At 67.1% G+C, this 16,213-nt stretch carries 14 protein-coding genes, 1 tRNA gene and 1 pseudogene; 8 read left to right on the plus strand and 8 right to left on the minus strand.

Annotated features, from left to right (window positions below; all coding sequences use genetic code 11):
• Nucleotides 1-30 precede the first annotated feature (30 nt).
• Nucleotides 31-369 (minus strand): transcriptional regulator WblA, encoded by a 339-nt coding sequence (gene wblA, locus ACFY2B_RS16990; RefSeq protein WP_234540219.1) that lies wholly within the window; start codon nucleotides 367-369, stop codon nucleotides 31-33.
• 440 nt (nucleotides 370-809) lie between these two features.
• On the opposite strand from wblA, the gene ACFY2B_RS16995 reads away from it, so the two are divergent.
• Nucleotides 810-3,074: a transglycosylase domain-containing protein gene (locus ACFY2B_RS16995; RefSeq protein ID WP_390763895.1), complete on the plus strand. Its 2,265-nt coding sequence runs from the start codon at nucleotides 810-812 to the stop codon at nucleotides 3,072-3,074.
• 382 nt (nucleotides 3,075-3,456) lie between these two features.
• Here ACFY2B_RS16995 and ACFY2B_RS17000 read toward each other — a convergent pair whose 3' ends face one another.
• Nucleotides 3,457-3,924, minus strand: a complete 468-nt coding sequence (locus ACFY2B_RS17000) for a GatB/YqeY domain-containing protein (RefSeq protein WP_376524827.1) — start codon at nucleotides 3,922-3,924, stop codon at nucleotides 3,457-3,459.
• Between the two features lie 96 nt (nucleotides 3,925-4,020).
• Here ACFY2B_RS17000 and ACFY2B_RS17005 point away from each other — a divergent pair, with 96 nt between their 5' ends.
• The 3 genes from ACFY2B_RS17005 to ACFY2B_RS17015 all read left to right on the plus strand — a co-directional run bounded on the left by ACFY2B_RS17005 (nucleotide 4,021) and on the right by ACFY2B_RS17015 (nucleotide 6,093).
• A complete protein-coding gene (locus tag ACFY2B_RS17005) occupies nucleotides 4,021-4,947 on the plus strand; it encodes a metallophosphoesterase (RefSeq protein ID WP_390763896.1) in 927 nt (308 codons plus the stop codon).
• 247 nt (nucleotides 4,948-5,194) lie between these two features.
• Nucleotides 5,195-5,986 carry a Pr6Pr family membrane protein gene (locus ACFY2B_RS17010; protein WP_390763897.1) on the plus strand — a complete coding sequence of 264 codons (792 nt, stop codon included), beginning with the start codon at nucleotides 5,195-5,197 and terminating at the stop codon, nucleotides 5,984-5,986.
• Nucleotides 5,987-6,019: 33 nt separating this feature from the next.
• Nucleotides 6,020-6,093: transfer RNA gene (locus ACFY2B_RS17015), tRNA-Pro, on the plus strand.
• Between the two features lie 96 nt (nucleotides 6,094-6,189).
• On the opposite strand, the gene xerC is transcribed toward ACFY2B_RS17015, so the two are convergent.
• From xerC to ACFY2B_RS17035, 4 genes are read right to left on the minus strand one after another with little or no spacing between them, the layout of a single operon-like run.
• Nucleotides 6,190-7,359 (minus strand): tyrosine recombinase XerC, encoded by a 1,170-nt coding sequence (xerC, locus tag ACFY2B_RS17020; protein ID WP_390763898.1) that lies wholly within the window; start codon nucleotides 7,357-7,359, stop codon nucleotides 6,190-6,192.
• Nucleotides 7,359-7,550: a helix-turn-helix domain-containing protein gene (locus ACFY2B_RS17025; protein WP_390763899.1), complete on the minus strand. Its 192-nt coding sequence runs from the start codon at nucleotides 7,548-7,550 to the stop codon at nucleotides 7,359-7,361. The genes xerC and ACFY2B_RS17025 overlap by 1 nt, the downstream gene beginning before the upstream one ends.
• Nucleotides 7,547-8,917, minus strand: coding sequence for a replication initiator protein RepSA (gene repSA, locus ACFY2B_RS17030; protein WP_390764080.1), 1,371 nt, complete (start codon nucleotides 8,915-8,917; stop codon nucleotides 7,547-7,549). The genes ACFY2B_RS17025 and repSA overlap by 4 nt, the downstream gene beginning before the upstream one ends.
• 47 nt (nucleotides 8,918-8,964) lie before the next feature.
• Nucleotides 8,965-9,240 (minus strand): hypothetical protein, encoded by a 276-nt coding sequence (locus tag ACFY2B_RS17035; RefSeq protein ID WP_390763900.1) that lies wholly within the window; start codon nucleotides 9,238-9,240, stop codon nucleotides 8,965-8,967.
• 234 nt (nucleotides 9,241-9,474) lie between these two features.
• Here ACFY2B_RS17035 and ACFY2B_RS17040 point away from each other — a divergent pair, with 234 nt between their 5' ends.
• Nucleotides 9,475-10,209 carry a GntR family transcriptional regulator gene (locus ACFY2B_RS17040; RefSeq protein WP_390763901.1) on the plus strand — a complete coding sequence of 245 codons (735 nt, stop codon included), beginning with the start codon at nucleotides 9,475-9,477 and terminating at the stop codon, nucleotides 10,207-10,209.
• A 1,017-nt stretch (nucleotides 10,210-11,226) separates the two neighbouring features.
• Complete coding sequence (locus ACFY2B_RS17045) at nucleotides 11,227-11,958, plus strand: protein kinase family protein (RefSeq protein WP_390763902.1); 732 nt, start codon at nucleotides 11,227-11,229, stop codon at nucleotides 11,956-11,958.
• Nucleotides 11,959-12,776: 818 nt separating this feature from the next.
• On the opposite strand, the pseudogene ACFY2B_RS17050 reads toward ACFY2B_RS17045, so the two are convergent.
• Nucleotides 12,777-12,929: pseudogene (locus ACFY2B_RS17050) on the minus strand (flavoprotein); the annotation flags it as partial.
• A gap of 414 nt (nucleotides 12,930-13,343) precedes the next feature.
• Here ACFY2B_RS17050 and ACFY2B_RS17055 point away from each other — a divergent pair.
• Nucleotides 13,344-13,886: an NUDIX hydrolase gene (locus tag ACFY2B_RS17055; RefSeq protein WP_390763903.1), complete on the plus strand. Its 543-nt coding sequence runs from the start codon at nucleotides 13,344-13,346 to the stop codon at nucleotides 13,884-13,886.
• On the opposite strand, the gene ACFY2B_RS17060 is transcribed toward ACFY2B_RS17055, so the two are convergent.
• Nucleotides 13,883-15,232 carry a helix-turn-helix domain-containing protein gene (locus ACFY2B_RS17060; protein ID WP_390763904.1) on the minus strand — a complete coding sequence of 450 codons (1,350 nt, stop codon included), beginning with the start codon at nucleotides 15,230-15,232 and terminating at the stop codon, nucleotides 13,883-13,885. The two genes, ACFY2B_RS17055 and ACFY2B_RS17060, sit on opposite strands and share 4 nt — an antisense overlap.
• A 158-nt stretch (nucleotides 15,233-15,390) precedes the next feature.
• Here ACFY2B_RS17060 and ACFY2B_RS17065 point away from each other — a divergent pair, with 158 nt between their 5' ends.
• Nucleotides 15,391-15,816: an ATP-binding protein gene (locus ACFY2B_RS17065; protein ID WP_390763905.1), complete on the plus strand. Its 426-nt coding sequence runs from the start codon at nucleotides 15,391-15,393 to the stop codon at nucleotides 15,814-15,816.
• Nucleotides 15,817-16,213: the final 397 nt, after the last annotated feature.

Consider the following 16,213-nt stretch of genomic DNA (forward strand, 5'->3'; position numbering starts at 1 on the left):
CGTGCGGAGCGACCCGACGGCGAAACGCCCTCAGCCGACCGCCGCGTAGTTCTCGTACACCTCGTCGCTGTCGAGGGGCACGATCCCGGTGCCCCGTTCGTACTCCGAACGCGCGGTCTCCAGGAGCCGACGCCATGAGGTCACGGTGGGGCGCCTGCGCAGCAGTGCGCGGCGTTCGCGCTCCGTCATGCCTCCCCACACCCCGAATTCCACGCGATTGTCCAGCGCATCGGCCAGACATTCAGTGCGTACCGGACATCCGGTGCACACCGCCTTGGCCCTGTTCTGCGCTGCTCCCTGAACGAACAGTTCATCCGGATCGGTAGTGCGGCAGGCAGCCTGCGCACTCCAGTCGGTTACCCAGCCCATACCGGCGCCGTCCTCTCCCGAATCGAGGCTCCCCCACGGCGGCAGCGGCATATTCACCGCCGCCAGTTGAGGACGTTACGGAAGGCGGACACAGCGCAACACCCCCTTCGGGCCCAATCTTGGATGGCCCGAACGGACTATGGGTAAGCGGCAGATCACCCGCGGGAGTGAGCTGACGACATAGGTGATCACGCCGACAAAACAGGACAGCTATGGTGCGCCACAACGGACACCAGGTGACACACGAGGCGGATTCGGACACGCCATCAACATGCCTCGACACACCCGGCGGAGGAGCCCGTCGGACAAAGCCGAGAAGGTCCGGAACGATTCGGGGTCGCCGGACGTATTGATACATGGCCGCGCTGCTGTGACAGTTGAGAGCAGCTTAGGCCAAGGCATGTACGCGTGTCCGGCGAATGAGAACGTAGGCTGCCCCTATGCCAAAGAAGCGCTCGGGCGGTGGTCTGTCGCCAACGCAGCAGGCCGCCAAGTTCCTCGGTGTCAGTGTTCTCGCGGGAGCCGTCATGGCCGGCATCGCGCTGCCCGCGGCAGGCGCGCTGGGCCTCGCGGCCAAGGGCTCGGTCAAGGGATTCGACGAGATCCCGGACAATCTCAAGAGCCCCCAGCTCAGTCAGCGGACCACGATCCTGGACAACCAGGGTCAGCAGATCGCCACGGTCTACTCCCGCGACCGCACGGTGGTGGACATCAAGGACATCTCGCCGTACATGCAGAAGGCGATCGTCGCGATCGAGGACTCCCGCTTCTACCAGCACGGCGCGATCGACCTGAAGGGCGTGCTGCGCGCCGTGAACAAGAACGCGCAGAGCGGCGGGGTCGCCCAGGGCGCCTCCACGCTCACCCAGCAACTCGTGAAGAACTACTTCATCGAGGAGGCCGGCGACGACCCGACGAAGGTCGCCCAGGCCACCCAGCAGACGCTGGGCCGCAAGATCAAGGAACTGAAGTACGCCATTCAGCTCGAAGAAAAGCTGGGCAAGAAGAAGATCCTTGAGAACTACCTGAACATCACGTTCTTCGGCGAGCAGGCGTACGGCGTCGAGGCGGCCTCCGAGCGCTACTTCTCCAAGCACGCCAAGGACCTCAACCTCCAGGAGTCGGCGCTCCTCGCGGGCATCGTGCAGTCCCCGAGCCGCTACGACCCGGTCAACGACGAGGCCGAGGCCACCAAGCGGCGCAACACCGTGCTCCAGCGCATGGCCGAGGTCGGCGACATCTCCCGGCAGGAGGCCGACAAGGCGATGAAGGCCCCGCTCGGCCTGCACGTCAGCCAGCCGAAGAACGGCTGCATCACCGCGGTCAAGGGCGCCAGTTTCTTCTGCAAGTACGTCGAGAACGTCTTCCTCAGCGACCCGGTCTTCGGCAAGACCAAGGAGGACCGCGCCAAGATCTGGAACCGCGGCGGCCTGACAATCCGTACGACCCTCGACCCGCAGGCCCAGGAGTCGGTCCAGACCTCGCTCAAGGACCACGTCAACCAGTCGGACAAGGTCGCCGCGGCCGCCACCCTGGTTCAGCCCGGCACCGGCAAGATCCTCGGCATGGGCCAGTCCAGGCCGTACGGCTACGGGAAGAACGAGACCGAGTACAACTACTCGGTCGACCGCGACATGGGCGGGTCGAACTACGGCTTCCCGACCGGTTCGACCTTCAAGCCGTTCGTGGCCGCGGCGGCGGTCGAGGGCGGCAAGCCTGCCACGCAGGAGTACTCGTCGCCGTACAAGATGAAGTACCCGAGCCCGGTGCAGCGGTGCGAGAGCCAGCCCTACGTCAACACCAAGGGCGAGACCGTCGAGAACGAGAACAAGTCCGAGGTCGGCCCGTTCCGGATGAAGGACGCGATGGCCAAGTCGGTCAACACGTACTTCGTCCAGCTGATCTCCGACATCGGGCTGTGCCCGGTCGTGAACATGACCAACTCGCTGCACGTGGTCCAGGGCAACGGCGACAGGCTGCCCGAGCAGCCCGCCATCGCCCTCGGCTCGGTGGGCCTGTCCCCGCTGACCATGGCGAGCGCGTACGCCGCCTTCGCCTCCGACGGCACGTACTGCACGCCGATCGCCATCGAGTCGATCAGCCAGAAGATCGGCAACGAGCAGAAGTCGCTCCCCGTACCAAAAACGAAGTGCACCCGCGCGATGAACCAGAAGACCGCTGACACGGTCAACACCCTGCTGCGCGGTGTGGTCGACTCCGGTACCGGCAAGGAGGCCGGCCTCACGGACCGCGAGAGCGCCGGCAAGACGGGTACGACGGACGAGCGCAAGAACGCCTGGTTCGTCGGCTACACCCCGAACCTGTCCGGCGCGGTCTGGGTCGGCAGCCCCCAGCAGAACGTCGAGATGAAGAACATCAGCATCGGCGGCGTCTACCGCCCGCTCGTCTACGGTGGTGAGGTCCCGGGCCCGATCTGGAAGGACGCCATGACCGGCGCCCTGCAGGGCAAGCCGGTCCAGAGCTTCAACCTGGTCGACATCCCGGACGGCAACGGCGACAACAACGGGAACGACCACGGCCGGGGCGACGGAAACGGCCGCGGGGACAACGGCGGCGGTGACAACGGCGGCCTCCCCGGCGGCGGCGACAACGGCGGCACGAACCCGAATCCCACGTTCTCCTTCCCCGGCAACTTCATCCAGGGGCAGGGCAACGGCGGGCGGAACGGGCGCCCGCGGGGCTGAGCCCGGCTGAGCGCGGGACACGGCGGACGGGCGGGGCGGACGGGCAGAGGCGCGAACGCTCCCGGCCCCGGCCCCGGAGAGACAACGCGGCGGGGCCGCACCCTGAAGAGGGTGCGGCCCCGTTTCGCTGCCCGGATGCCCGTTGAGCGGGTGGTTGCGGAGGGGGTCGAGCAGGGGGTCGAGAAGGGGTCGTGCCCGTGGTTGAGCCGGAGGTCCTGGCGCGTCGCGGGAGCCCCCTACGCCCGGATCCCAGGCCCCGAGCCCTGGCCCCGAGCCTTCCCCGGCCGTCCCGTCGGATCGGGAATCCCGACCACGGCCCGTCCGAACCCGGCGGGCCGGTCACCGCGAGGCCCGGCGATCACCGCGAAAACAAGATCCCCGCTCAGCCCTGGAGCAGCTTCTTGACCACGGCGGCGACCCGGCCGCCCTCGGCCTGACCTGCCACCTTCGGGTTCACGATCTTCATCACGGCACCCATGGCCCGCGGCCCCTCCGCACCGGCGGCCTTCGCCTCCGCCACGGCCTGGGCGACGATCTCGTTCAGCTCCTCGTCGGACAGCTGCTGGGGCAGGTACGCAGCGAGCACCACGCCCTCCGCCTTCTCCCGCTCGGCCTGCTCGGCCCGACCGCCCTGCGCGAAAGCCTCGGCCGCCTCCCGGCGCTTCTTGGCCTCCTTGGTGATCACCTTCAGGACCTCGTCGTCGGACAGCTCACGCTTCTCCTTGCCCGCGACCTCCTCCTTGGTGATCGCGGCGAGCGTCAGCCGCAACGTCGAGGAGCGCAGCTCGTCACGCTTCTTGATCGCGGCGTTGAGGTCGTCGTGCAGCTTCGACTTGAGCGTGGTGGTCATGGGTCCGATTGTCGCAGGTGCGCAAGTCCGGCCGCCCATCGATTTCCGGGGCGCCCGCGGTCTGTGGGGACCTCCGGGTTCTGACACGATGGTCATATGCGCGCGCTATACGGAGTACCCCTGGGAATCATGGCGGCAGGCGCCGCCGGTGTGGCCTACGCGGCGGCGTTCGAGGTCCGCTCCTTCCGGCTCCGACGGGTGACGATCCCAGTTCTGCCGCCGGGCATGCGGCCGCTGCGCGTGCTCCAGGTCTCCGACATCCACATGGTGAGCGGTCAGCGCAAGAAGCAGCGCTGGCTGCGCTCGCTGGCGGGTCTGCGCCCCGACTTCGTGATCAACACGGGCGACAACCTGTCCGACCCGGAGGGCATCCCGGAGGCACTGGACGCGCTGGGCCCCCTGATGGAGTTCCCGGGCGCGTACGTCTTCGGTTCCAACGACTACTACGGCCCCAAACTCCGCAACCCCGCTCGTTACTTGCTGGAGAAGGCCGGCGGCCGCTACGGCCTGAACGGCAACCCGCCGGTCGTGGGCGCGGTCCACAACCCGTGGGAGGAACTGCGGGACGGCTTCGACGCGGCGGGCTGGCTGAACCTGACGAACACCCGGGGCGTGCTGAAGATCGAGGGCATCTCGGTGGAGATGACCGGCCTGGACGACCCGCACATCAAGCGCGACCGCTACGCGCACGTGGCCGGCGGGCCGTCGAGCGGCGCGGACTTCTCGATGGGCGTGGTCCATGCCCCGTACCTGCGTGTCCTGGACGCGTACACGGCGGACGCCTATCCCCTGATCCTGGCCGGCCACACGCACGGCGGCCAGCTCTGCATCCCCTTCTACGGCGCCCTGGTCACCAACTGCGACCTGGACACGGACCGGGTGAAGGGCCTGTCCACGCACACCGCGGAGGGCCGTACCTCCTATCTGCACGTCTCCGCGGGCTGCGGCACCAACCGCTACACGCCGGTACGGTTCGCGTGCCCGCCGGAGGCGACGTTGCTGACCTTGGTCGGCCGGGAGTAACGAACGCGCGGGCGGGCAACGCGCCCCACCCAGGCAACCGACCGACCACCGACCGACCACCCTCCTCGGAACCAATCCCTGGAACCGGTAACCCACCAGAACCAATCCACGGGCGCTAATCCACGGGTGCTATTCCACTGGGGCTAATCCACCGGAACTAGCCCATCGGAATGAACCCACTCAAGAAATAACCCACCCAGCCCACCCCATATCGCCTATTTCACCCATTCCGCTTAGCGTAGTGGGCATGACGGCCCCGATACCCAGGGACATCCCGGACCTGCCCGCGGTCCCGGGCACGCCCGTACTGATGCCCTCGTATGTCCCGGCCACGGCAGTGGTGGCCCCGGTCCGCCGCCCGCTGGCGGCGCGGTACCGACTCCTCGTCGCCCTCGCGGCCACCGCCGGCGTCACGCTGGAACTGCTGCTCGGCTCCCCCGCCCGCACCCTGAGCTACTTCAGCGTCCAGAGCAACGCCTTCCTTGCCGTGGTCATGGCGCTCTCCGCACACCGAGCGTGGGCGGCCCGCCACCCCCTCCCGTCAGCCCTCACAGGCGCCGCGCTGCTGTACATCCTGACCACGGGCCTCGTCTACCACCTGCTCCTCGGGCACACGACGCCTCCGTTCTCGATGACAGACGCGACGACACCGCCCACCGCCTGGCACGGCCAGTGGACAGCCCTCCAACTCCTCCACACCGTGACCCCGGCCGCCGCGCTCCTGGACTGGCTCCTGCTCACCGCACCCGGCCGCCTGCGCCTCCGCCAGACCGCCACCTGGCTCCTCTACCCCCTGGCCTACCTGGCCTTCCACCTGGGCCGAGCCGAACTCCTCATCCCCGGCACCACGGGCCGCTACCTCTACTCCTTCCTGGACGTCGACCAGCACGGCTACCGGGGCGTCCTCGCCAACGCCCTGCTCGTCGGCCTCTGCGTCTCCGCCCTGGCGGTCCTGCTGGTCACCCTGGACCGCACCCGCCCGAACCCGATCCGCCGCCACGGCAGAATCGGATTTCGTCTCCGGCCACCAGTGGGCTAAAGTAAACGACGTCACCGCGACAGGCAGTGACATCGGGGTGTAGCGCAGCTTGGCAGCGCGCTTCGTTCGGGACGAAGAGGTCGTGGGTTCAAATCCCGCCACCCCGACAGCCGAAACAGCAGGTGAGGCACCTAGGAACGTTCCTAGGTGCCTCACCTGTTTCTGCGTGCGTATCTATCTGCGTGACTAACGCTCCCGCGTGTCTACGGCCGCCGTTCCTGCGTGCCGAAGATGCCGTCCATGACCACGGCGCCGGTCTGGATCACGGGCCGGATCTGCTTCCGATAGACCTCCTCAGTGACCGCCGTCCCGGAGTGCCCGACGAGCTGGGAGATCTCCTCCAGCGGGACGCCCCGGTCGGAGAGCAGGGACACGAAGCTGTGCCGTAGCTCCCGGGGCGTCCACTCGTCGGCGTTGATCCCCTCGATGCCCTTGAGTGCCTGCCGGAAAGCGCGGCGGACGTTGGCAGCGTCGAGCGGCTTGCCGACCGCCGAGGAGAAGACGAGGCCGTTTTCCTCCCACGCCTCGTCAGCGGCGAGCCGATCCCATCCCTGATCTTCGAACTGTTGCCACAGGGCCTCGATGCATCGCGTCGGCAGAGCGAGCGTGCGCCGGGACTTCCGGGTCTTGGTGTCCCCGCTGCGCCGGACCGAGCGCCAGACGGCGATGTGCGGAGGCTGCGGCGGATCAGCGTCCGGTCGGCCTTTCAGGAAGACGTGGTCCCAAGTGAGGGCCCGCAGTTCTTCCGTACGAGCCCCGGTCAGCAGCGCGACGACGATGTACGCGTACATCGTCGTCCCTTCAGCGCCCTTGAGCACTGCTTCGGCCTGGGCGAACGTAAGCGCCTTGGAGGGACGCCCCGCCTGGCCCTGGGGCACAGAGCACAGCTCGACGACGTTGCGCTTCACCTTGTCGCGCGCCATGGCCCGCTTGACCGCGCGGTTCAGGCAGGAGTGGAGCGACTGGAGGGTGCGCGTGCTGAGTGTCCGGGCCTTGATGGCCAGCCAGCGGTCAACGTCCTCCGCGCTGAGGTCGCGGAGCTTGCGAGCGCCGAGCGAGGGAATGATGTGCTTCTCACTCAGGAGCGTGATGGTCTCGACTGTGCTGGGATCGAGGCCAGCCAGACCGTAGGTAAGCCAGTCCGTGATCGCATCCTTGACCGTGTAGTTGGTGGGCGCGATGGCGAGACCGTCTTCATGGTCCCGAAGTACCTCCTTGAGCTTGTTCTTCGCCTCGGTCTTGGTCTTGCCACTCCCCCGCTTCACGATCCGTTTCCCGCTCGGATCGAAGCCGAGGTTCGCCGTGGCGATCCATCGCTGTCTCTTCTCGTCCCAGTGCAGGCCACCGTCACCACGACTACGACGCTTGGTCATCAGGCGGCTTCCCCCAGCTCCATCTGGCTCTGTATGAAGTCGCGTAGGGCGTCGTCCGGGATGCGACGGCACCCCCCGACCTTGAGGGATGGAAGGCGCCGGGTGCGGATCAGCTCGTAGACCTTGGTCCGGCCGACCTTGAGCAGGGCCATCGTCTCGGGCACGGTGAGCAGTTCAGGCGTGGGGGTCATTCGGAGGTTCCTTCCAGGCTGAGCAGAGCGGGAAGTTCTTCGCGGGCGGTTGCGCGGTTCTCGCGGATATCCCGTGCGATGGAGGCCGCGAGCCACGTTTCGCCGGGGGTGTGGCCGTGGCCGGCATAGGTCCAGTGGGCGAGGACGAGCGTGGAACCCTCCGTATCGGCGGGGTCTTCGGGAAGACCTCGCTCTCGGCGCTCCTGGCGTGCGCGGAAGTCGGCGCGGACCTGGCGGCGTTCGGCGAAGGTCGAGGAGTAGTGGCGGGACTTGGTGAGGAAGTGGCCGCGGAAGCCGAGCATGTGGGCCCAGGCCCAGAGCTTGCGGTCCGGGTAGTGCTCGTCGAGGTCATGGCACGCGTGGATCAGGCGCCGGGTGTGGTCGGGCAGGTCGGGCCGCTTGTCGAGTTCCGAAAGCTCCCCGACGCGGCGGTCCACTGTGCCGGTGGACTCGGCGGCCTTGGTGGCGTACTTGGCCACGTACGCGGCCACGGCCTGTTCGGTGAGTTCCTGGCCGTCCGTGCCGATGGCGCGTACGTCGACCTGGGAGCCCCAGCGCAGGACGCGAGCCGGAGCGTCACCGGCAGGCGGGACCGGAACGGAAACGCGGGCGGCGGCATCGCGGATCGCGTCGCCGAGCAGGGTCGTGCTGGCCCACTTGGGTGGGGTGTCGTCGGGACCGGCCGGGCCGTCCAGGCGGACGATGGCGTGAAAGTGGATCGCCCCGCGCTTCTGGAACTCGGCGACCTTGCCGAAGGAGATCCGGCAGACCTCCCGCAGCGTGGCTTGGGTGATGCCCGCGCGGGCGGCGATCTCCCGGCGGAGGTAGATCGTGAACCGGCGCCAGAGGTCCCCGGCGTGGTTGTTCCAGAGGACGGCCCCGGCGTAGTCATACGTGACCGGGTCGAGCGCCGTGCCGAGTTCAGGGGCGTCCTCGGCGTGGACAACACCGCAGCGGCAACGGCCAGTCCCGGGGCGGTTGTGGACCGGGCCGAAGGAGGGCGCCGTCAGGGTGGCGAACACGCCGGGGTGGATGCGTACGCCGTCAGGGATGCCCATGCGCGGGTCACCGGTGAGTCCGGCCCGTATCAGGTGGTAGGCGTCTCCCGCGTATGTCCAGGCGCAGGACGGGCAGCGGGAGGCACGCCGGTTGCCGCAGGCGACCCGCAGGCGTCCGCCCGGTTCTTCGGCCGTGGAGTACGAGTAAAGGACGTCCCCGGTCCGTGCGTCGCGGGTGACGGACGTGCCGGACAGGTGGATCGGATCCGAGCAGCCACCCGTACGGCGTACCTGTTCGCGCCAGCGGTCGAAGCCGGGTGCCGAGGCGACCCGGAGGAGGTCTGCCAGGGTCACCGGGTCGGTGCCCATGGTGGCCGCAGCACCGGCCACGGCCTCAGGGGCGACGGGGAACACCGTCACTCGACCACCCCCGGAGCGTCGACGATCTCGACCTCCAGGACCTTCGCGCCGCCGCAGTCGGGGCAGTAGAGCTGGAACCCGGTGGTGTCGTAGCCGCTGCCAGCACAGGCCGGGCACTCCAGCCACTCGGTGGTGCCGAAAGCCGAACGGCAGGCGGCCGGGTCCTGGCAACGCGCCTTCCCGCACACCGCGCAGCTGCGGGCCGAACGGCGGACGATCTTCGGAGTTAAGGCCGCGGTCTGTCGGCCGGGGTGGATCAGCGAGACAGGCATGATGGAGGCTCCCTTGGAAGAGGGGTGGGGCGGCGCATCTGCTTGGCGGTAGGGCGCCGCCCTTCTTCAGGGAGTGTGCACCTCCCTAGGGAGATTGAAACCAAACCTCCCTAGGGATGTCAATCGGGCCTGCGTATGGACATGCGCAAGAAGCGATCGGGTACACGCTCGTGCGTCCGGCAGGGGCGGCAGGTAGGCTGACCACCCTAGGGAGCATCGAGGAGTGGAGAGACAATGCCCGAGACTGCGCGGCAGATCGCCGACGATCTCCGGGCGCGGATCGAGTCCGGTGAACTACAGCCGGGCGATCGGTTGCCCGGTGAACCCTCGTTGGTGAAGACGTACGGCGTCGCCAAGATGACCGCCAACCAGGCGCTGAAGATCCTCGTGAGCGAGGGCCTGGCGGTCGCGAAGCCCGGATCCGGCACCTACGTACGGGAGTTCAGGCCCATCCGCCGAGTGGCCAACGACCGCCTCTCCAAGTCCCGCCGGGACGCCGGACAGTCCATCTGGTCAGCAGACGTAGCCCAGCGCCCGCTGGTGACCGACGTCCAGGTCTACGAGGCCGAGGCCCCACGCCAGATCGGCCGCTTGCTGAACCTCGAACCCGGAGCAGCCGTCATCGTGCGCAGCCGGAAGTTCGTCGTCGAGGACCGCCCCGTACAGACCGCGACGTCGTACCTCCCTGCCGACCTCGTACGAGACACCCCGATCGCCCAGCCCAACACCGGCCCCGGAGGCAGCTATGCCCGCTTGGCCGAACTGGGAGCCGAACCGGTTGCCTTCTCCGAGGAACTGCGGGCACGGATGCCGAGCGAGGATGAACGGTCGGCCCTGAATCTGGCCGCAGGCACGCCCGTGCTGGAGATCTGCCGTACCGCCTTCACTGAGGACGAACGCCCCGTGGAGGTCAACCAGATGCTGCTGGACGCCGGTTCGTACGTACTGGAGTACCGCCTCAGCAGCTGAGCTGTTACGGATTTCTCTACCTCATCAAGCACCCGGCTACGCTCCGCTCCGCCGGGCGGGCTTCCCGGCTCCGCTCGGGGCGCCGCTCCTGCCTCCGGCCCGCTCCGCCCCGGCTGCGCCGACGCCCGCCCACAGTGGATAGGTCCCGGAGGCCATGAGTCGAGCACCCGACGACTTCGGCCCACGGTCACAGACGATGCCTCCGGCGGGGGATCGGCCGGCACCGGGTGGGAGGGGGCGCCGTTCCCGGCCGCGGGCACATTGTGGCGAGCGTGGGGGCTCCCATCCCGTCCACCGTCGCCCCAGGCAGAGCCGAGCAGACGCGGCCCATGGCGTCCAGGTCGTTCGTACAGTGGCGCGCTCCACCTGGACGCGATGAACCACGCCCGCTCCACGGTGTGTGGGTCGACGGCGGACGGGATGGGAGCTGGGTAAGTGGTGGGATGGCCTCGTCTCCCGCGACCTCCATCTGGATTCACATCCCGCTCCCCTCAGTCGAGCCTTAACCTGGATGCACGGCAAAACGACGTCCGCGCAACGTAGGCAGAGAGTGTGAGGCTAGAGAAGTGGCTGACCCTACCGAGCTAATGCTGGCCGATCTCTCACAGAAGTACGCGGACATGAAAGTCTCAAATGCGTACCTGCGACTATATGAGAGCGAAGGCCGCTTCGGACGCGCCTTCGCTAGCATCCATGAGCGTTTGAACGGCCATTTCGAGGCCATCAACGATAGGGCGGAAACGACCCACCATTACTGGGCCGAGCCGAGCAGAGAAATGATCACCCTAATCAAGGAAGTGAGTAACTTCCTCCAGTCTCTCAAGCACGCGGGTATCGATGTGCACTTAGCAGAGTCCTACGTGGCCGCAGTGAAGTCCTGCCAGTCGTGGCTGGTACGCAGCGGGGGGAGCACCGTGCCAGATGACTTTGAACAGATTCAGATTATCCAGTATTCACCAGTTCTTTTCTCGTCCGGACACCGAGATCAGACTGAAGAAGTCCCAGCAACGAAATCAGTTGCAGCTCATCGGCGAAGGATCATACGCGAAGGTTTTCTCATTCACCGACCCCGACTATGGAATCAAATTCGCAGTAAAGCGCGCCAATAAGGATCTTGGGGCGCGTGATCTCTACCGATTCCGGCAAGAGTTCGACATCCTCAAGCGCTTGAGCTTCCCATATATCGTTGAAGTGTTTCAGTACGACGAAACCCGCAATGAATACAAGATGGAGTTCTGCGATTCCACGCTCCGGGAATACATCAAGAGGCGCAACGATAAGTTGCATTTCTCGTCCAGGAAGAGGATCGCCCTACAGTTTCTATACGGCATCAATTACCTTCACAGCAAAGGCATCCTCCATCGCGACGTGAGCCTACAGAACGTCCTAGTGAAGACCTACAATGACGATGCCGCAGTCCTCGTGAAGCTCTCGGATTTCGGCCTCGCCAAAGACAAAAACTCCGAATACACCCGAACGAAGACGGAGATGCGCGGAACAATTCGCGACCCCCTCCTGGTCAGCTTTAAAGATTACGACGCGCGCAATGAGATCTATGCAATTGGATCAGTGCTTTCCTATATCTTTAGCGGCCGGGAAGCCCTGATTTCCCAAAGAGATACCGCAGGTCTAATTGTGCGAAAGTGCACAGATCATGATATCGATAAGAGATATCAGAGCGTGCGGGAAGTAATTAGCGATGTCGAGAAGATGGATGCACCTTCTCTCCCGACTGACGCTCCTGCTTAACGTCTGGTGCTCTCGTCATGCGACGAACCACAAGAGCCCTAGCGCGATCTGCAGGCTGTACAGGACGCTGCGCGAGACTGAGTGTCTAACTGCGTGACAACCGCGACGCACGACCGCGAACAACCGCGGACGTCAGCGAACCATCAACGCAGGTGGCAGGCGCAGGAGCCCAAGGACAGCGCCCACCCCAAGTTGCTTCGGGACGAAGAAGTCGTGGGTTCAAATCCCGCCACCCCGACAGCTGTAACACCAGGTCAGGCCCGGTTTCCTTCTGAGGAAACCGGGCCTGATTCGTCTCCGAAGCCCATCGGGGAGTGAGCGGGGAGTGGATCATGGAAATCCCACTCCCCGGGGAGTGGACCGGGAGTGAGTCACTACTCCCCGGCAAGTGAGCCTTCCCCTCAACCGGTCGCCGCTCGCTGTGATCGCCACTGTCCCCGTGCCCTTGCTGCCTCCAAGTCCGGAAACCGTAAAGGCTCCTAGCAGGAGCGATCTTGCGTCAGAAGGATCCGACCGAGGGGCCTCACTCGGCGACCACGTCTCACCTAAACCGCCGTGCTCGATATCCGGCGCTCCACCGTCTAGCACCTGGCGGCGAGGTCGCTGCCGGACTCTCTGGACGATGCTCGCCATCCTGCACGGGTCCTGACCTGGCGCATCCAGCGCCTGAGCGCGAGGCCGGCACCGAGCGCACGAGCCCGCGCGGCGCAGGCCCGCAGCACAGTACGGCCCAAGGCCCAGCACAGCGCCCCAGCGCTTCCGCCCACGAAGCAGCCACCGTCCCAGCCCCGCAACCGCCGCGAGCACGGCGGCGCTGATCACGACCGCCTGGACATCCTGGGAGCAAGCAGCTCCAGCACTTCCTCCCAGCGGTAGCGGTCGGCCCCGCCGCCGCCCTTCGGCCGGTGAGGCTCGTACGACCCGATCAGGACACCCATCTCGCGCAGCGCCGAAGATCTGCGGCAAGCCGGTGCAGATCTTCGGCGCTGCAGGTGCGAGCGCACGACGTCGAGGCGCTCGGCGGGGCGATCCGACCGACATCGCCGCCCTGGCCCGGAGCGGCAACGCCAGCCCACCCATCACACTCGCAGCAGCCACCGCGCCCCGCGTAGACGGAGTGAACCGTCGCCTTCGCCGATGGCACCGCAAGCCGGCGGGCCCACACCGTGGAATGCGAGCTCAACGCCGGAGTCCGAGCCGAGGTGGAGAACACTCCACGGCCGGCCGCACGCCTTGCGACGGTCCCAGCGGGCTGGCGACGCGGATATGGACGGCGACTCCGGCCGGACCACGCGAACACCGGCCGGAAGTCGTTGACTGGGGCAGACGGCTTCTCGTCCAAGTGACATTCTTGGAGCTGCACGGCGGCGAAAGGGAGTTGACTCATGCGGTGGACGGTTCATGGCGAGCGTCAGATTTACAGCAACCCGTGGGTCAATCTCTGGCTCGTGGACGTCCAGCAGCCGGACGGCCGACGCTGGGAGCACCATGTGGTCCGGATGCGACATCTCGCCGTCGCCGCTGTGGTGGATGAGCAGAAGCGGGTGTTGATGATGTGGCGTCATCGGTTCATCACGGACACCTGGGGCTGGGAACTGCCTATGGGCCTGATCGAGGCCGACGAGACCCCGGAGCAGGCGGCGGCTCGTGAGGTGGAGGAGGAGACCGGCTGGCGGGTGGAAGGTCTGAAGCCTCTGGTGTACGCGCAGCCGGCGAACGGCATCACCGACTCGGAGCATCACGTCTTCCGTGCTGAGGCTGCCGTCTATGCAGGCCCGCCGACCGAGGTGAACGAGTCGGACCGTATCGAGTGGATCCCGATGTCCGAGATCCGCGGCATGATCGACCGCCGCGAGGTGGTCAGCAGCGGAAGCCTGGTCGGGCTGCTGTACCTCCTGCTGGATGAAGCCACCAGCGCTACGAGTTAGCCGAGAGCTTCGCGCATGCGCTGCTCGAATGCGATCACCGGCGTTTCGCTCGCGTAGGGGGCGAGACGCTGGTGGAACTCGTGGACGTGGCCCGCGACCCGTGGTGAGTCGAGGGATGCGCTGAGGTGCAGCGCGAGCCCGGCACTGTGGCACGCGGAATCCAGCTTGCCCTGCTGGAGCTGGGCCGTGGCCAGCCAGAAGGCGTGGAAGGCCCTGCCTCGCTGTTGTGCGCCCGTTTCCCGCCGGAGGCCCTCGGCGATCAGCGGCTCGGCGCGTTCTGACTCGCCCAGCTTGGCGAGCGCGATCCCGGTGTCGACGATCAGTTTCGTCTCATCGAAGTAGCGGACCCAGGAGGGCGCCTCGTCTTCGTGGCCGCGGGCTTGCTCGTATGCGTCCCGGGACCGACCGATGGCCTGGTGGCAGGTGGCGGCGTCGCGGAGCGCGGCGTGGGCGAAGGCTTCCCGCATGTGGAGCATCGACATCACCAGCGGCTGTCCGCCGGCGGCTCGCGCGCTGTCCTGGGCCTTGCAGGCCAGGGCCACCGCGTCCGTGAGCTGCCCGTCGTACGTCGCCTGCAGGCTCATGCAGGACAGGACGTTGGCCATGAAGAGGTAGTCGTCCTGACCGTGCGAGAGCCGCAGGGCCTGCGTGAAGTGGGCGCGCGCGGTGCTGTACTGGCGAGCGTCGAAGTAGGCCCATCCCGCGAGGCGGGCGAGCTCGGCCGCGAGTGACTGGAGATCGCGGCGCAGAGGGGCGCGGACGCTGCGCATCATCTGCGTCACGTATCGAAGGTGCCCCACGACGGCCGGGCGCAGGGAAGCGCCGCCGTGCTCGTCGTCACGGCGCCAGTAGTCCTCGACCGATGACCGCAGGGCGAGGAGCGTCGACCGCGTCACTCTTCCGTCGGCGAGCGTCAGCAAGTCGTCGAGACCACTGTGGGATTCGGCGTCAGGTGCCTGCCCGGTGTCGGCGAAGGTCCCGGTCCCGGTCTCGGTCTCGGATGTCTGCGCCGAACGGCTCGGGATGTGGTCGCGCGGCGACGTCGCGGAAGCCGGGATCTGCCATGGCCTGTGAGCAAGTCCGAGCATGGCACCGGGGATACGCAGTCCATCGGCGACCCGTTCGATCACATCGATATGGGCGAGTCCGCGCCGCCCCGACATGATTTCCCCGACCCGGCTCGGCGTCATGCCGCACAAGGCGGCCACGCGGGACGGATAGATACCCGCCTTCGTCTTCACGAGGTGAAACACCTTCGCGAAGTCGCGCTGCCGACACGCACGCCGCCACTCGGGGCTGGCGAGTAACTCCGGCGGGAGTCCTCGATGAGGCTGGGGTCCAGGCACATGCGCTCCTCTGCCGCTTCAGGCGGCCGCGTCTGGCGATTGGTCAGCCGCTCCGGATATTACCCACGTTGGGTAACCACCGTGACCTGATTACGTGATGGCCTCTCGCGGTGAGCTGGTCCTCCAACCGCCCGCGATGAGGGGACGCGATGTACGCGATGGCCACGCACGACCAGCAGACCGCACAGAGATGGCACATGCAGTTCAGTTCGACCGCCGCATGCGTCTGCCTCGCCCGGCACCAGGTGGAGAAGACGCTCCGTGACTGGGGATACGTACTCGACGACATCGACCGGGTCGTCCTGGTCTCCAGCGAACTCGCGACGAACGCCGTGCTACACGGACACTTCCCCGGGCACCTCTTCGAAGTCGCTCTGACCTCGACGGACCACAGCTGCCTGATCGAGGTGTCGGACGGAAGCCCCCGCACCCCGATGGCACTACGCCCTACGGCCGAGGAGGAACACGGTCGCGGGCTGCCGCTCGTCAGCGCCCTGGCCGTACGAGTCGGCCACCACGCGCGCAAACCGACGGGCAAGACGGTGTGGGCCCAGATCCTGCGCACGTCCCACGGATCACGATGAGACGGCCCCCCACGCGCGCGTCCCGCGGCACGCGCACGAGCTACCGCCCCGTCGAGATCAGCCCCCGGACCCGCCGCCGGCGGGAGGCGACAGCCGTGATGCGCGTCGTCGGCCGCTACGCCGGAGTCCTCTTCATCATCGGCATCAGCGCATCATGCGGCCTCACCGTCGGGCTGGCACTCGCAACAGCACCGATTCCATAGACCGGTCCGCCCCAGACGAGTACCCGCACCGCGGGTCGGCTTCCCCCGGGCCCACCTGGGGCGGACCCTCCCCCTCCGCCGGCTGCCTAGGAGCGAGCTCGACAGCCGGCGGAGGGCCACCGGCCTGCTCCGCACCCACCAACCGTGAGTCCCCGCCCACAGGGCCCGCCTGTTTCCAGCGTGGGACGCGCCCT

The sequence above is a fragment of the Streptomyces sp. NPDC001270 genome, from assembly GCF_042896695.1.
GTDB lineage: Bacteria > Actinomycetota > Actinomycetes > Streptomycetales > Streptomycetaceae > Streptomyces.

Coding starts and splice junctions, on each gene's coding strand:
- wblA (WP_234540219.1), bottom strand. CDS start 369: ATGGGCTGGGTAACCGACTGGAGTGCGCAGGCTGCCTGCCGCACTACC.
- ACFY2B_RS16995 (WP_390763895.1), top strand. CDS start 810: ATGCCAAAGAAGCGCTCGGGCGGTGGTCTGTCGCCAACGCAGCAGGCC.
- ACFY2B_RS17000 (WP_376524827.1), bottom strand. CDS start 3,924: ATGACCACCACGCTCAAGTCGAAGCTGCACGACGACCTCAACGCCGCG.
- ACFY2B_RS17005 (WP_390763896.1), top strand. CDS start 4,021: ATGCGCGCGCTATACGGAGTACCCCTGGGAATCATGGCGGCAGGCGCC.
- ACFY2B_RS17010 (WP_390763897.1), top strand. CDS start 5,195: ATGACGGCCCCGATACCCAGGGACATCCCGGACCTGCCCGCGGTCCCG.
- xerC (WP_390763898.1), bottom strand. CDS start 7,359: ATGACCAAGCGTCGTAGTCGTGGTGACGGTGGCCTGCACTGGGACGAG.
- ACFY2B_RS17025 (WP_390763899.1), bottom strand. CDS start 7,550: ATGACCCCCACGCCTGAACTGCTCACCGTGCCCGAGACGATGGCCCTG.
- repSA (WP_390764080.1), bottom strand. CDS start 8,917: ATGGGCACCGACCCGGTGACCCTGGCAGACCTCCTCCGGGTCGCCTCG.
- ACFY2B_RS17035 (WP_390763900.1), bottom strand. CDS start 9,240: ATGCCTGTCTCGCTGATCCACCCCGGCCGACAGACCGCGGCCTTAACT.
- ACFY2B_RS17040 (WP_390763901.1), top strand. CDS start 9,475: ATGCCCGAGACTGCGCGGCAGATCGCCGACGATCTCCGGGCGCGGATC.
- ACFY2B_RS17055 (WP_390763903.1), top strand. CDS start 13,344: ATGCGGTGGACGGTTCATGGCGAGCGTCAGATTTACAGCAACCCGTGG.
- ACFY2B_RS17065 (WP_390763905.1), top strand. CDS start 15,391: ATGGCCACGCACGACCAGCAGACCGCACAGAGATGGCACATGCAGTTC.